Source organism: Dyella sp. M7H15-1, assembly GCF_004114615.1.
Classification (GTDB): Bacteria; Pseudomonadota; Gammaproteobacteria; order Xanthomonadales; family Rhodanobacteraceae; genus Dyella_B.
In genome coordinates, this window is the sequence record NZ_CP035300.1 from 3,223,887 (window position 1) to 3,237,625 (window position 13,739).

The window sequence follows — 13,739 nt, forward strand, 5'->3', positions numbered from 1 at the left end:
CGAAATGGGCGGTCACGATGGGCCGAAATACGCATCATGCCGAGGAGGGGTCACGGAATCAGGACTTATTTAGGGAGAGGCGAGGAGAAGAATGCGGGGAAGCCAACTCCCTGTAGGTCAAACCCTGGCGCGTTGACTGAGCGCTTACTTCGCGACTATCTTTGCGCCGATCAGCCGCTACCCCTTCCCCTTCGGTACCTTCTATCTCTTCTGGCAGGTAGATACGTCAAATCGCTATGGATGTTCAAGGTAAAGAACAGGAGACTTGACCTCCGAGTGCTCCACCGTCATGGAGCGACATACGCTCTGAGTGACAAAAGTGGATCCATTCTCCGACCATTTGCCCGCATTGAAGTCTTTTTCAACGATCGCGGACGAAAAGATAGAGCCAAAAGACCCCCAGTCGCTCTTTCTACTCGAATCGGCCTTACGCGACCTTGCCTTTGGTTCTGACATGCGCCAGCAGTTGGCGGCGCATGAACTTCGAGCAATCGCCTCCGACCCCAGCTATCAGTCGTTTGCTTGGGATCCCTTTTACATTCAACTAGCCGGGAACCAACATTGGCAGCTACGCGTCGGCTTGTACCGCCACTCATCTGAATACATCTACACAATCCCAATGCACCTTCTGGTTGCGGTGATTGGTCCAGGCGATCTGCAAGCTGTTCATTACAGAATGCCCCCAAACATTATCAATCATACCTTTGACCCCAACGCCCGCTTGCAGGCCGGAACACGTCGAAGCTACAAACCCGGTGATATTGCGATAGTTGACGGTCGATATGACATCTTTGATGTGAGGATCGATCGCCCTATTGTGGCGCTCAAGCTGACGTCCGGAATACATCAATCATTACAGTGGGCGTTCCACCGCGAGAGCCTCCTGGCAACCCAAGCCATCGCGGCCGACCCTATTGATTCTGAGCTTGTATCCATGGCTCAAGCATTAGGAGCTATGCGCCATCATTCCTCCACAGCAACTCTGACCGAACTCGCCAATCACCCAAAGCACTTCGTGAGGTGGGCGGCCATTCAAGCATTGGGACAGATTAATCCCGAAGTTGCGATAGAGAAGCTGAAGGAAGCGACATCCGACAAGCACTCGCACATACGCCGTGCCGCGATTGCCGGGTTACAAAAGCTAACCAAAGCGAGGGATGAACATGCCTCTTAGCGCAACTCCAGACACCGCTGATTCGATTTCTTTACCCGCATTTCTTAGCCACGTAGAAGAAAAGGTCGACCTCACATCACCTGATGGCCTCTTTCAGGCATCAGCACAGATGGGATCTCTGGCAAACAATCGATGTTTTCTAGCCGAATATTTTAACGATGCCATAAAGCGCTTTTGGCATGACGGCATGCTAGCCGCCTATACGCCACAATCAGTCTTGCTTGGCCAAGGGCGTGGCTTTTTCATGCGCGCCAACATATGGACACCATTAAAGCTCGAGTCTCAGTTCCGCAGTCAAGAAGAAAAGGTCTTCAGCTATCGCAATACCCATGATCACAACTTCATGTTTATGACAGTTGGTTATTTTGGCCAGGGATACGAGACCGACATCTATCACTATGACCCATCAAAGGTTATCGGCTATGTCGGTGAGCCCATTGATTTGGAATTCATGGGAAGAGAACGTTTAAGTATGGGCAGGGTGATGGTATACAAGGAAAAGGAGGACGTTCATACCCAATTTCCACCAGATGAATTATCGATTTCCTTGAACGTCATGGTGACTCCAAATACCGATCTCATGTCTGACCAATATTTTTTTGATCCTCATCAAAAGCGGATCACAGACATGCCAGAGATTGCGCTGGTACATAAAAGAGCATCAATAATCGCCATGCTTGGCTTTATAGCCAACGACAATTCCTTGCAGATATTGCACGATTTAATCGCGAAAGCGCCTTGCCGACGGGTTCGAGAAGCAGCACTTGTTGCCATATCTAACATGGCAAATTTTAATTCTTCTGATAAAGATTACCTCTATCGCATCGGCGCATCGGACAAAGATGAATCTGTTCGACGCACCGCGAGGAAACATATTCAAGGACTTAAGGGCTAATCTGGTGATGCAATGAGAAAAGCCGTGGCATGCACCCAGCCACGGCATCCAGTCGATGGGTGCAAATTTGGACAGGAAAACAACATGAAAGCGATTCACCTAGATGATCTTGAAGTATCCATTGCGCCAACCGGAGCCTCTGATGCGGTCGGCGGCGCCGTTTGCGGCGGTGTTTTCGTAGTGCTTCTCCTCGTGCCAATGTGACAAAGCGATAGGGCATCGCAAGACGGCGAATGAACTTCACCGTCTTGCATGTCTCGTCTAATATGACCTACGAATCCTTGACGCAATTCGAGAAGAAGCTGGCACGACATCTTCCGCGCACGGCGGCAAATGTGTCGCGGCTTTATTCCCGACATTGGAGGGAGCGAACCAAGCGGCCAGAAACGCTTTATTTCGCATGTCTGATCGCGACGTGTTTATCTGCTTGCATATATCTTGTTATGGGTAAACATACGCCCTACACCAGGGCACTACCTGTATCCTCGTTAGTTGGTATTGCAAGCGTAGTCTTGTTTATCGGTGCCATCTTTGGTCTAAAAATCTCGTCTTGTTTACATGATTCACGAATTAGTCACTGGCTTTTTTGGTCTCATTCACCGTTGCAAGCTCGACGTCAGGCTATCTTTACAGTTATTGTCTCGCTCGGCTCAGCGCTGAGCATCTCGCAGCTTATAATTTTTGTTCTGTCAAAATTGTTTTTTTTTTGCCTGATCAAAGTCAGATGTGGATCGCAGGATCCTGCATTGCTGGATTTATGGCGACATTTTTCTGCACATCCGTATATCCAAGACGTGGAATATATTCGTCATCGTCGCTTATCTTGCGACGGCTTCCCACGGTCACTGCAACGCAAATAACGAATCTTCCGTTGCTCGCAGGAATAGCTGGCAGCTTCTTGTTCATAACTTGCGGATTGGCTGCCCTGGCTGTTTTCGAGAATGCCATCGGTGCGACGTATATCGGCGGCGCTTCTGCGAGCATAGGTTTCTGGTTGAGCTTAAGCGCTCTTAATTCAGGCCTGGTCCGGTTGCACAACCTCCTGTCTTGGACCGGCGTTGATTTTTTCACGATCGCTATTCGGGCCTTATATCTACCCTTGGTCGCGGCGATCTTGTTATTTTTGCCGCTTATCATTAGCTGTCTTTGGCTAGGACAATGGTTGTTATTGGCACTATTTGTGGCGGCGTTAATCTTTTTAAGTCATTTAACCTGGATCTGGCTCGTCTCAGACTTAATGGTCTTGCAGGAAAGGAGCGCCAGGCTTTTTCTGATCGTGAATGGTGTGATTGCAGCGTTGATTGTATCTAGCGGCCCCCTAGCCTTACTCCTCGGCCCTATTCATTGGTATTGGGTTGCACGTAAGGGGGCCTCATCATGGAACTCGACATGACGCCCGTGATTAGCATTGAACAGCTTTGTTTCAGCTACGGAGCGCGTTCTGTTTTGCAGGGCATCGAGGTTTCCATTGGTGTCGGCGAACTGATCGCGCTGATTGGGGCCAATGCTTCCGGAAAATCCACGCTGATAAATCTCGTTGCCGGCCTCTTGCGTGGATCTTCAGGGTCGGTCGTCTTTTCGGGGTGGCGCGAAGGCCAACGCTTGCCCATTGGGTATGCCGTGGCACCGGAACGCCTCCCCAAAGAGCTTACGGGCTATCAGGCTATGGAGTTGGTTGCCGCGGCGCTTCATGCGCATGATTTGCATCGCGCGCTTGCCTATGCCAAGACCGTCGACCTGGAAGGACAGCTCGGCCGCTCGCTGTCTTCCTATTCCCTGGGAACGAAGCAGAAACTTGCCATTGCCCTGGCTCTGATCGGATGCCCCCAGTTGCTGCTGCTAGATGAATCGCTCAATGGACTTGATATTTATAGCGTTGGCAAGACCTTGGCGTTTCTTAACCACGAAGCTCGGCAATCGCAACTAAGCACCTTGCTGGTGACGCACAATCTCGATCTCGCCCAACACTACGCTGACCGGGTATGGCTGCTGGAACAAGGGAGTCTGGTAAAAAAATGGACGCCTCAGGATCTTGCGTGCATGCGTCGTCGCGGCACGTCCCTGTCCAGGGAAGTGTTGGATCGAGCCTTGGGTGACCTCGCGCCGCTAAATCCTGCCGCCGCGCCATCAAGCCACGCGTAGCGGGAACTGGCCACAACGATCTACCCGTCTCCGTCCTAAAGGAAAAAGGGGTTGTACTTTCACTCGCCTGATTCCGTGAGCTCCCGACTCGCAATCCGCATACACACTTGCTTTGCGAATGATCTCCAACTCACCCACCGGGTGAGCGCTTGCCATGAGTGATCGCTATTCACGCCGCCCTAGCGCTCGATTACGCTAGCGACTGGTTCATCGCCGCGTCACTTTCATGCATCCCACGCCCTTCGTTATTCGCCAATCCCCCCGCGACCTAACCGCGATGTCGGGTCTGGCCTTTGTGGGCATCGCACTGCACCGCTTTGCCCAGATCGCGCAACACATCGATCCGAAGTTTCCCACGCGCCAGGGTTTGCCAAGCAGCCAGATTCTGGCCGGTTACATCGGCTTGCTGGCCGAAGGTAAAAGCGACTTCGAGGCGATCGAAGGCAAGCGTGGCGATCGGTTCTTCGCGCAATCGCTGGGCTTGTCCGGTGTGCCGTCGGCGGCGACCTTGCGTCAGCGCATGGACGCGCTGGGCGTGGCCGGTTCGGAAAGCGTCGATGCGTTCGCTGCGGGTGCCGCTGCTCAAGCGTGGCCGGGCGCATTTCTCGCCCGTGATCACCGGCCATGTGCCGCTCGATCTGGACGTATTTTGCCTGGACAATTCCGATAGCAAGAAGGAAGGCGTCGGACGCACCTATGCCGGTTACGACGGGTTCGCGCCCATCGCGGCCTATTTGGGCGGGGAAGCCGGCTATTGTCTGGCGCTGGAGCTGCGCGATGGCACCCAGCACAGCGCCAAGGAAACCCAGTACGTGCTGGAGCGGGTGATTCCACGGGCGCGGGCGTTGACCAGCGCGCCGATCCTGCTGCGCTGGGATTCGGGTTTCGACAGCGAGCGCATGTTCGTCACCGCGCTCGAACAAGGCCAAGGCCGCGTCGATGTGTTGGGCACATGGAATCCACGCAGCTTCGATGTCGAAGGCTGTGCGGCGGACAAGCGTGCCGATGCCACGACGGCGTGGGTGTCGCCCCGCGAGGGCAAGCGCATCACCACCTGGGAAACCCAAGGGCGAATGCTCACCTTGGCCGATGGCCGCAGCGTGCGCTTGCGGCGCATCCTGCGTCTGACCGAGCGCACGATCAAAGCCGACGGCACTGCACTGTTGTTTCCCGAAGTGGAGATCGACGGTTGGGAAACCACCCTGGCCGAGCCGATCGAAACGATCATCGCGTTGTACCAGGATCACGGCACTCACGAGCAGTTCCACAGCGAGTTCAAGAGCGACCTGGACCTGGAGCGCTTGCCGAGCGGCAAATTCAACACCAACGCTCTGGTGCTGAGCTTGGCGGCAGTGGCTTACAACTTCCTGCGTCTGATCGGCCAGCAAGCGCTGCTGGGCAAGGATGTCCCGCTGCGTCATCCGGTCAAACGTCGACGCTTGAAGACGGTGATGCAGGAGATGATGCGGATAGCCGCGCAACGGACCCTGCACGCGCGACGGGTGACGCTCAACTTCGACCGGCACTGTCCCGTGTTCAAGGTGTGGCGGACGCTCTATGTCACCTGGACCGCCGACGACTGGCTGCCGCCTGTGGCGGCGCGCTGCACCTAGCCCGGGCCTGGCCAGCAACTCATCAATCATCCCTACGCGCGAACGATCGCGAGATGTGCGGCTGCACGCAAGCATGGAAATGACCCCGGCGATGCCTGCAAGCGGCGGTGTAAAAGCCCGCGCGCCGCGGTGAGTGGTTCTTTTCCTGACATCCGATAGCCGAATGCGGCATCACCATCGCGCTGATTGCCTCCTTGGACGGCCAAGCGGAATCATGCCGAGGAGGGGTCACGGAATCAGGTAGTGTCTAAAGTAAATTACGACATGTTAATAGGGTCCACTTTAAGTCTGCAGAGCGACGTAAGATCGTGAATGGCAAAACATCCGATTCGAAAGAAGCGCTCCGCGAAGACAAAAGTGATAGCCCAAAGGAGTACATGCAGGTACCACGGATACAAAAGAAAAAAAGAGGGACAAAAATTGGGTGATTAAAAATCCCCATGCAACGCCTGCAGCGCGGCAAGCGTTGCCAGGCCAGCAGTCTCCGTGCGCAAAATCCGCGGCCCTAATCGCAAGCCCTGAAAACCCGCCTCCCGCAAGGCCGCCACATCGCGCTCGCCAAGGCCACCCTCCGGTCCCACCACCAGCAAGCCGCCGGCATCGCCAAAGCGCAACTCGCGCGCCCGCAACGTTCCTTCAGGCAACAGCGCCAAGCGTTGCGCACCGTTGTCATCAGCCAGGCTGTTCAGCCAATCCGGCAATGTCTGCGCCGGCATCACTTCAGGCATACGAACCCGACCACTTTGCTCACACGCACTAGCCATTACCGCACGCCAATGCAGCAGGCGCTTTTCCGCGCGCGATGCATCCAGCTTGACTTCGGAGCGTTCGGTAAGCAGTGGCACGAGACGAACAACACCCAGTTCGGTGGCCTTCTGCACGATCAGGTCCATTTTTTCACCGCGAGCGACGCCTTGCGCGAGGGTGAGCTTAAGGGGTGATTCGTTGCGGATTTGCTCGCGGTCTTCGATGCGCACGGTGGCGTCGCGTTTACCGATGGAGGTGAGGGTGGCGGTGTAGTCATAACCATCGCCATTGAAGAGGGTGAGTATGTCGCCGGCATCCATACGCAGTACGCGCGTCACGTGCTCGGCTGCCTGTTGGGGCAGGGCCAGTTCGGCGGTGAGGGAGAGCGGTTGGTCGATGTGAATGCGGGTGCTGCGCATACAAGTTTTGTTAACAAAAAGATTGTCTCAGCATACAACTTGCTGTGTTTGGCTGTTCATCCAGATGAACATAAATAGCCGTCTTTATGGATGGCCCTTGCGGTGGGGGCGGCACCGTATCAGCATTGCTGGTTGTCCACGAAGGCTCGTTTCCCCGATCGCGAGCAGGAGGTTGCCATGTCCAAGCTTGTTTCCGTTGTTGTGTTGCTGGCCACTGCCGGCTTTGCTATGGCGACACGCGGAGCGCCGCAAACGACCGTCCCGCCGTCCAACCAAGCCGCAGCCACCGCCGCCGCACCGAACAATCATTCACCGATCAAGCCCGGCGACCATAATTGTGTGCGTGATACGGGCAGCTTGATTCCGCCCAAGAAGGGCGAGTGTCTGCCCGTGACCGGTCGCAGCTACAGCAAGCAAGACATTGATCGCACCGGTAAAACCACGGTCGCGGGCGCGCTGAAGGATCTGGATCCGAGCGTTACGGTCCGCGGTAACGGTGGCAATTAGTCTTGTTATTTGATTGCTGGTCGGCGACTCAGCGCTTTACGGCTTGCTCGATGCCCTCACCAGCCACCCGCACGAGGTGGTCGATGTCGTTTTCGTCAACGACATAAGGCGGCATGAAATAAATCACATGGCCTAACGGGCGCAACAAGGCGCCGTGTTGCAAGCCGTGCAGGTAAACCCGCAAGCCGCGCCGTTCTTCCGCAGGGAAAGGCAAGCGCGTTGCCTTATCGGCAACCAGCTCGATCGCCGCGATCATGCCTTGCTGACGCACATCGGAGACATGTGGATGATCGCGGAACGGTTCCAGCCGCTTGGCAAGGTGGGCGGACAGCACACGATTGCGCGCTAGCACGGGTTCGTCGCGAAAGATAGCCAAGGTTTCCAATGCGGCACGGCAGGCCAGCGGATTGCCGGTGTAGCTGTGGGAATGCAGGAATGCCTTGCCCGCGCTGTATTCGGCATAGAACGCGTCATAGATAGGCTGTGTGGTCAGTACCGCCGATAGCGGCAGCGTACCGCCGGTCAATCCCTTGGACAGGCACATGAAGTCGGGCGCGATGCCTGCCTGTTCGCAAGCAAACAGGGTGCCGGTGCGGCCAAAGCCCACGGCGATTTCATCGGCGATCAGATGCACGTTGTAGCGATCGCATAGGCTGCGCAATCCACTCAGATAGCTGGGGTGATACATGCGCATGCCGCCGGCGCATTGCACCAGTGGCTCGACGATCACGGCACAGGTTTCATGAGCATGGTGTTCAAGCAGGTGACGCATGGCTTCGAGCCGCCGTGTGGCGGTCTGCTCTGGCGATTCCCCCGGCTCACCTTCATAGGCATCGGGTGATGGCGCAAGCAGGGGGGTAAGCAGCAACGGTGCATAGGTCTTGCGATACAACGCAACATCGCTCACCGACAAAGCCCCTAGCGTTTCACCGTGATAGCTGCCGGTGAGCGCGATAAAGCGGGTCTTCTGGCCATGGCCTTGGTTGAGCCAGTAGTGGAAGCTCATCTTCAGCGCCACTTCGATGGCGGCCGAACCATTGTCCGCGAAGAACACTTTGTCGAGCCCGGCCGGCGTGATCTTGACCAACTGCTCTGCCAGCTCAATCGCCGGTGGATGGGTGAAGCCGGCAAAGATCACGTGTTCCAGCGTTTTGGCCTGCTCGGCGAGGCCCGCCGCGATGCGTGGATTGGCGTGGCCAAACAGGTTGGTCCACCAGGAGCTGATGCCGTCCAGATAACGGCGACCGTCGGCATCGATCAGCCACGGACCTTCACCCCGCACGATGGGCACCATCGGCACGTGTTCGTGATCGTGCATCTGGGTGCAGGGGTGCCAGATGTGCTGCAGGTCGCGCCGGGCCAGGGCGATGTTGGCGTCGTGGGGTTGAGTCATCCGGCTATGATCGGGGGATTGGGCCGTGGTCTCAAGGGCAGACATGCCTCGCCGCTCCATCACTCCATAACGGCATCCCTTCAATGCGGTTTTCATGAATGAAATATTTGCGCACCGTACTGACAAGCCTTGCCGTATTCGTGGTTGCACTGGGTCTGCTGATCGGGTTCATGCCCGCGTACTTGGCGTTGCCACTGATGCAATCGCGGCTCCATGGACTGCGTTTCAGCGACGTGGGCGGCACGCTTTGGCAAGGGCACGCAGCGCAGGTGTCCGCGCCGGACGGTACGGCGTTGGGCAGCCTTACCTGGACTCTTTCGCGACGTGCGTTGCTTGGCGATGTGCAGTTGCGGCTGGCGCTCCACCAGCCGAAGTTTCAAGTGCGAGGACAGATGCACCGCATCTCGGACACGCAGGAAGATTGGCGCGATGTTGCCTTGCAGCTTGATATGTCGATGCTGGGAATGCAGCCGTTGTTGCAAGGAGAGCCGCAGGGACAGCTCGATGTGCACATCATGCAAGCACGCTTGCAGGGAGGGTGGCCGATGCAGGTCGATGCCTTCGGTACGTGGTCGCAGGCTGCCGTGCGTACGGCGCAAGGTGTGCTCCCGCTCGGCACGCTGTTGCTCCGGATCAATGGCCAGGCAGGCGTTTTGAAAGCGGTGTTGGACGATGATGGAAGCGGACCCTTGCAGACGGCTGGACGGCTATCTTTCAGTCCGCTTGGTTGGGACCTTCAACTGAGTCTGAAACCGCGTGGCGATAATCCGCCGCTCATGCACTGGCTGCATGATCTTGGCCCGGTGGCTGCGGACGGCAGCGTGCAACTTCGCTATCGTGGCGGCCTCTCTCACCTCAACGCGAACACGGAAAATCCATGAATGACCAGACATGGGATGCCGCGCTGAAAGCCGCGCGCGACGCAGCGGAGGCCGCAGCGGAAGTCATTCGGCATTACTGGCGTTGCGGTGTCGATGTCGAAATCAAGTCCGACGCCACACCGGTTACGATTGCCGATCGCGAAGCCGAACAGGCGATCCGCGCTATCCTCGCGCCGGCCTTGCCAGGCGCGGCGATCTATGGCGAGGAATTTGGCTTGGATGGCAGCTGCGATGGCTTGCTCTGGCTGGTCGATCCCTTGGACGGCACCAAGAGTTTCGTGCGGCGCACTCCGTTTTTTTCCACCCAGATTGCGTTGATGCATCGGGGGGAGTTGGTGTTAGGTGTATCGAGCGCCCCCGTTTACGGCGAGACCATGTGGGCGAGTGTCGGCGGTGGAACCTGGTTTAATGGCGCGCGTGTGCGAGTGGCACCGACGTCGGACATGGCCCAGGCCTCGATGTCTACCGGCAATGTAAAAACCCTTACCGCCGATGTTCGCTGGCAGGTGTTGGGCGGGTTGATCCGCGATAGCAACCGCATCCGCGGTTACGGCGATTTTTGCCACTACCACCTGCTCGCGCAAGGTGGACTGGATCTGGTGATCGAGTCGGACGTCAATATTCTCGATATTGCCGCGCTGGCAGTGATCGTGCGGGAGGCTGGGGGCGTGTTTACCGATCTGGAGGGACAACCGCTGACGTTGGAGACGCGGAGTGTGCTGGCAGGCACACCCGCTATCCACGCGCAGGCGCTGCGTCGCCTTGCCTTGTGCTAACTCCAGCCCTCGCGCCAGCAGGGAGGGAGCAAAGCGCAGAGATGAAACCAAAAGCCCGCTACAATCGCTCGATGCCACGCTATCCCATCATTCACGCCAAGTACGATTCGGATGCCAGCAGTTTCCTGCACGTAGAAAAGGTGGATCTGGAATTTTCCAACGGCGAACACCGCACCTACGAGCGCCTGAAGGGCCGCGGTCTGGGTGCGGTGATCATTGTGCCGATGATCGATGACGAGACCGTGCTGCTGGTGCGCGAATACGGCGTGGGCGTGGAGCGTTACGAACTGAGCCTGCCCAAGGGCCGGCTCGATCAGGACGAAACCGTGGAGCAGGGTGCGGATCGCGAGCTGAAGGAAGAGGTCGGCTATGGCGCGCGCAAGCTCAAGATCCTGCACAACCTGTCGCTGTCGCCGTCTTACATGACGCATATGGCGCATGTGGTGCTGGCGCAGGATCTATACCCTGAAAGCCTTCCCGGCGATGAGCCCGAGCCGCTGGAAGTGGTGCCGTGGAAGCTTGCCGATCTGCATACCCTGGTCTCGCGTGACGACGTCACCGAAGGCCGTTCCATCGCGGCGCTGTTCATGGCGCGCGAATACTTAGCCGGACGCCTGCAACGAACGTGAGCGATACACTCGATCACCCACTGTTACATGACATCGGCTTGCTGGCGCGTTGCGCCGGCGAAGCGATCATGGCGGTCTATCGCGAAGATTTTGATGTCGAGGTCAAGGAAGACTGCTCGCCACTCACCGCAGCCGATCTTGCTGCGCAAAAGGTCATCGCCTCCGGCCTGGCCGAACTCGACCCGGTGCTTCCGCTCGTTTCGGAAGAGGCCAGCCAAGCGCCTTGGGAACAGCGTCAGGTGTGGTCGCGCTATTGGCTGGTTGATCCGCTGGACGGCACGCGCGAATTCATCAAGCGCAATGGCGAATTCACCGTCAACATCGCCCTGATCGATCAGGGCGAGCCGGTGATGGGCGTGGTGCTGGCGCCAGCGACTGGGGAGCTGTTTGTCGCCGCACGCGAGCACGGTGCCTGGTGGCAGGTGCAGGCTGGCGCCGAGTGGGAGCGCATCTTTACGCGCGAGCTGGCCAAGCCGCCGGTGGCCGCTGGCAGCCGCTCGCACGGCGGCATGACCGAAACCGCGATGCGCCGGCTGCTGGGGGATGACTATCATCTGCAACCGCTGGGTTCCTCGCTCAAGTTCTGCCTGCTCGCGCGGGGTGCGGCGGATGTGTATTTGCGCCGTGGTCCTACCAGCGAATGGGATACCGCCGCCGCCCAATGCGTGCTGGAAGAAGCGGGTGGCGCAGTACTCGATCTCAATGGCAAGCCGTTGCGCTACAACCGTGGCGAATCGCTGATTAATCCGGAATTTCTGGCCGTGGGCGATGCCGGCATCGATTGGGCCTCGCGCCTGCGCGATGCGGGCCTGCCGTGAGCACGACGACGCGCCACAACCTTGCCGACCTGCTCGCCATCATGGCGCGCCTGCGCGATCCGCAACGCGGCTGCCCGTGGGATCTGCAGCAGGATTTCAGCACCATCGCGCCCTACACGATCGAAGAAGCTTACGAAGTCGCCGACGCCATCGACCGCAAGGACTGGCACGATCTGCGCGACGAGCTGGGCGATCTGCTGCTGCAAGTGGCGTTCCATGCGCAGATGGCGCAGGAGCAGGGCCTGTTCGATTTCGACGACGTGGCGCATGCCATCAGCGAAAAAATGCTGCGCCGCCACCCGCACGTATTCGGCGACGCCAGCTACGCCGACGTGGAAGAACAGAAGCGTGCCTGGGACGACATCAAGGCGGCCGAGCGCGCAGCGAAAGGCGAGTCGCACGACGACAGCGCGCTGGCCGGCGTCTCGCGCGGCCAGCCCGAATGGCAGCGCGCGCTGAAGCTGCAGCAGCGCGCAGCCACCGTCGGCTTCGACTGGCCGGATCACCGGCCGGTAATCGGCAAGCTGCACGAGGAACTGGCCGAAGTCGCAGCTGAATTCGATGCCGGCGCCGATCACGCGCGGCTGGAAGACGAGATCGGCGACGTGCTGTTCGTGGCGGTGAACCTGGCGCGGCACGCCAAGGTGGATTTCGCGCGCGCGCTCAAGCACGCCAATGCGAAGTTCGAACGGCGCTTCCGGCGCATGGAGCAGTTGGCGGCCGAAGCCGGCAAGCCGCTTTCCGCCTCGGAACTGGCGGAGCAGGAAGTGCTGTGGCAGCGGGCGAAGATGGAGGAGCGGTAAGCTGCAACCCGCAACCTGCAACCTTTTGCCGGCGGCCTGCATCAGAAGCATTCGAGCACCATCCGGAGAACCTGCATGCGTTACCTACTCGTTTCATTGGCCCTGCTGCTGGCCCTGCCTCTGACCGCCGCGGCCCATGAATGCCGCTACACCGCCCCACGCAACCTGCACGACGATCTTGCCGGCATACGCGGCGTGCAGATCGAACTGCACAGCCAGGACATGCACCTGACCGGCGACGGCAACAGCAAAACGCTGGATGTGACCGGTCGAGCCTGTGCCTCCTCGCAATCCGCTCTGGAGCATCTGCAGCTGACGACGCGCCGGGAAGGCGATCAGCTCATCATCGACGTGGGTGGCGGTGGATTCGAAGTTCGCCTGTTCGGCGTGTCATACGCCTATCTGGACCTGCAGATGAAGCTGCCCGCGAACATGCCGATCAGCATCAACACCGGTTCCGGCGACGCCTACGTGCATGGATTGGCGCAATTGAACGCGCAGGCCGGCTCAGGCGATCTGCATATCGATGACATCAGCGGCGAGGTTTCCGTCACCACGGGTTCGGGCGACGTGGAGCTTTCCGACGTGGGCAGCCTGCGTGCCGGCTCGATTGGTTCCGGCGATCTGCAGGCGCGTTCCATCCATGGGGATGCGCATCTGGGCAGTGTCGGTTCCGGCGACGTGACGTTGGAGAACGTAGGCGGCAACGTCGACGTGGGCACGATCGGTTCCGGCGATCTCGTGGTGAGGGATGTGCGCGGCAACTTCACCGTGGGCGCGAAGGGCAGTGGCGACGTGTCGCATAGCAATATCGGCGGCAAGGTGAGCGTGCCGCGCGACGACGATTGATTGAGCACGCGGGCTCGGATGTTCGTTCATTCGGCCACGTTCCCTTAAAAGCATGAAAATCCTCAAGCCGTCATCACGGCGAAAGCCGGGACC

At 58.3% G+C, this 13,739-nt stretch carries 13 protein-coding genes and 1 pseudogene; 11 read left to right on the top strand and 3 right to left on the bottom strand.

Features of this window, described 5'->3' with window-relative positions; translation table 11 throughout:
• Positions 1-319: 319 nt before the first annotated feature.
• Together EO087_RS14780 and EO087_RS14785 are read left to right on the top strand one after the other, a co-directional pair.
• Positions 320-1,174, top strand: a complete 855-nt coding sequence (locus EO087_RS14780) for a HEAT repeat domain-containing protein (RefSeq protein WP_128899530.1) — start codon at positions 320-322, stop codon at positions 1,172-1,174.
• On the top strand, positions 1,164-2,069 hold the full coding sequence (locus EO087_RS14785) for a HEAT repeat domain-containing protein (protein ID WP_128899531.1): 906 nt from the start codon (positions 1,164-1,166) through the stop codon (positions 2,067-2,069). Before EO087_RS14780 ends, EO087_RS14785 begins: the two co-directional genes overlap by 11 nt.
• Positions 2,070-2,789: 720 nt before the next feature.
• On the opposite strand, the gene EO087_RS14795 is transcribed toward EO087_RS14785, so the two are convergent.
• Positions 2,790-3,206, bottom strand: a complete 417-nt coding sequence (locus EO087_RS14795) for a hypothetical protein (RefSeq protein ID WP_164931864.1) — start codon at positions 3,204-3,206, stop codon at positions 2,790-2,792.
• A 240-nt stretch (positions 3,207-3,446) separates the two neighbouring features.
• Here EO087_RS14795 and EO087_RS14800 point away from each other — a divergent pair, with 240 nt between their 5' ends.
• Together EO087_RS14800 and EO087_RS14805 are read left to right on the top strand one after the other, a co-directional pair.
• On the top strand, positions 3,447-4,211 hold the full coding sequence (locus tag EO087_RS14800) for an ABC transporter ATP-binding protein (protein ID WP_128899533.1): 765 nt from the start codon (positions 3,447-3,449) through the stop codon (positions 4,209-4,211).
• Between the two features lie 277 nt (positions 4,212-4,488).
• Positions 4,489-5,824 (top strand): annotated as a pseudogene (locus tag EO087_RS14805) (IS1380 family transposase).
• A gap of 428 nt (positions 5,825-6,252) precedes the next feature.
• Here the strand turns inward: EO087_RS14805 and EO087_RS14810 are convergent.
• Positions 6,253-6,990, bottom strand: a complete 738-nt coding sequence (locus EO087_RS14810) for a 16S rRNA (uracil(1498)-N(3))-methyltransferase (protein ID WP_128899534.1) — start codon at positions 6,988-6,990, stop codon at positions 6,253-6,255.
• Positions 6,991-7,167: 177 nt separating this feature from the next.
• On the opposite strand from EO087_RS14810, the gene EO087_RS14815 reads away from it, so the two are divergent.
• Positions 7,168-7,497: a hypothetical protein gene (locus tag EO087_RS14815; RefSeq protein ID WP_128899535.1), complete on the top strand. Its 330-nt coding sequence runs from the start codon at positions 7,168-7,170 to the stop codon at positions 7,495-7,497.
• A 28-nt stretch (positions 7,498-7,525) separates the two neighbouring features.
• Here EO087_RS14815 and EO087_RS14820 read toward each other — a convergent pair whose 3' ends face one another.
• Entirely contained in the window at positions 7,526-8,890 is a 1,365-nt protein-coding gene (locus EO087_RS14820) for an adenosylmethionine--8-amino-7-oxononanoate transaminase (RefSeq protein ID WP_128899536.1), read from the bottom strand.
• Between the two features lie 98 nt (positions 8,891-8,988).
• On the opposite strand from EO087_RS14820, the gene EO087_RS14825 reads away from it, so the two are divergent.
• The 6 genes from EO087_RS14825 (at position 8,989) to EO087_RS14850 (ending at position 13,646) form a co-directional block, all read left to right on the top strand.
• Entirely contained in the window at positions 8,989-9,771 is a 783-nt protein-coding gene (locus tag EO087_RS14825) for a type II secretion system protein N (protein ID WP_128899537.1), read from the top strand.
• Positions 9,768-10,547 (top strand): inositol monophosphatase family protein, encoded by a 780-nt coding sequence (locus EO087_RS14830; protein WP_128899538.1) that lies wholly within the window; start codon positions 9,768-9,770, stop codon positions 10,545-10,547. The genes EO087_RS14825 and EO087_RS14830 overlap by 4 nt, the downstream gene beginning before the upstream one ends.
• Before the next feature lie 71 nt (positions 10,548-10,618).
• On the top strand, positions 10,619-11,176 hold the full coding sequence (gene nudE / locus EO087_RS14835) for an ADP compounds hydrolase NudE (protein WP_128899981.1): 558 nt from the start codon (positions 10,619-10,621) through the stop codon (positions 11,174-11,176).
• Between the two features lie 68 nt (positions 11,177-11,244).
• Complete coding sequence (gene cysQ / locus EO087_RS14840; protein WP_128899982.1) at positions 11,245-11,994, top strand: 3'(2'),5'-bisphosphate nucleotidase CysQ; 750 nt, start codon at positions 11,245-11,247, stop codon at positions 11,992-11,994.
• A 41-nt stretch (positions 11,995-12,035) separates the two neighbouring features.
• Positions 12,036-12,797, top strand: a complete 762-nt coding sequence (gene mazG, locus EO087_RS14845; RefSeq protein ID WP_240669213.1) for a nucleoside triphosphate pyrophosphohydrolase — start codon at positions 12,036-12,038, stop codon at positions 12,795-12,797.
• A gap of 75 nt (positions 12,798-12,872) precedes the next feature.
• On the top strand, positions 12,873-13,646 hold the full coding sequence (locus EO087_RS14850; protein WP_128899540.1) for a DUF4097 family beta strand repeat-containing protein: 774 nt from the start codon (positions 12,873-12,875) through the stop codon (positions 13,644-13,646).
• Positions 13,647-13,739: the final 93 nt, after the last annotated feature.

What these genes read in the sequence shown, in the direction of transcription:
- EO087_RS14795 (WP_164931864.1), bottom strand. Translation starts at nt 3,206, where the DNA reads ATGATAAGCGGCAAAAATAACAAGATCGCCGCGACCAAGGGTAGATAT.
- EO087_RS14815 (WP_128899535.1), top strand. Translation starts at nt 7,168, where the DNA reads ATGTCCAAGCTTGTTTCCGTTGTTGTGTTGCTGGCCACTGCCGGCTTT.
- EO087_RS14800 (WP_128899533.1), top strand. Translation starts at nt 3,447, where the DNA reads ATGGAACTCGACATGACGCCCGTGATTAGCATTGAACAGCTTTGTTTC.
- EO087_RS14825 (WP_128899537.1), top strand. Translation starts at nt 8,989, where the DNA reads ATGAAATATTTGCGCACCGTACTGACAAGCCTTGCCGTATTCGTGGTT.
- EO087_RS14820 (WP_128899536.1), bottom strand. Translation starts at nt 8,890, where the DNA reads ATGACTCAACCCCACGACGCCAACATCGCCCTGGCCCGGCGCGACCTG.
- EO087_RS14830 (WP_128899538.1), top strand. Translation starts at nt 9,768, where the DNA reads ATGAATGACCAGACATGGGATGCCGCGCTGAAAGCCGCGCGCGACGCA.
- mazG (WP_240669213.1), top strand. Translation starts at nt 12,036, where the DNA reads ATGGCGCGCCTGCGCGATCCGCAACGCGGCTGCCCGTGGGATCTGCAG.
- EO087_RS14810 (WP_128899534.1), bottom strand. Translation starts at nt 6,990, where the DNA reads ATGCGCAGCACCCGCATTCACATCGACCAACCGCTCTCCCTCACCGCC.
- nudE (WP_128899981.1), top strand. Translation starts at nt 10,619, where the DNA reads ATGCCACGCTATCCCATCATTCACGCCAAGTACGATTCGGATGCCAGC.
- EO087_RS14785 (WP_128899531.1), top strand. Translation starts at nt 1,164, where the DNA reads ATGCCTCTTAGCGCAACTCCAGACACCGCTGATTCGATTTCTTTACCC.
- cysQ (WP_128899982.1), top strand. Translation starts at nt 11,245, where the DNA reads ATGGCGGTCTATCGCGAAGATTTTGATGTCGAGGTCAAGGAAGACTGC.
- EO087_RS14850 (WP_128899540.1), top strand. Translation starts at nt 12,873, where the DNA reads ATGCGTTACCTACTCGTTTCATTGGCCCTGCTGCTGGCCCTGCCTCTG.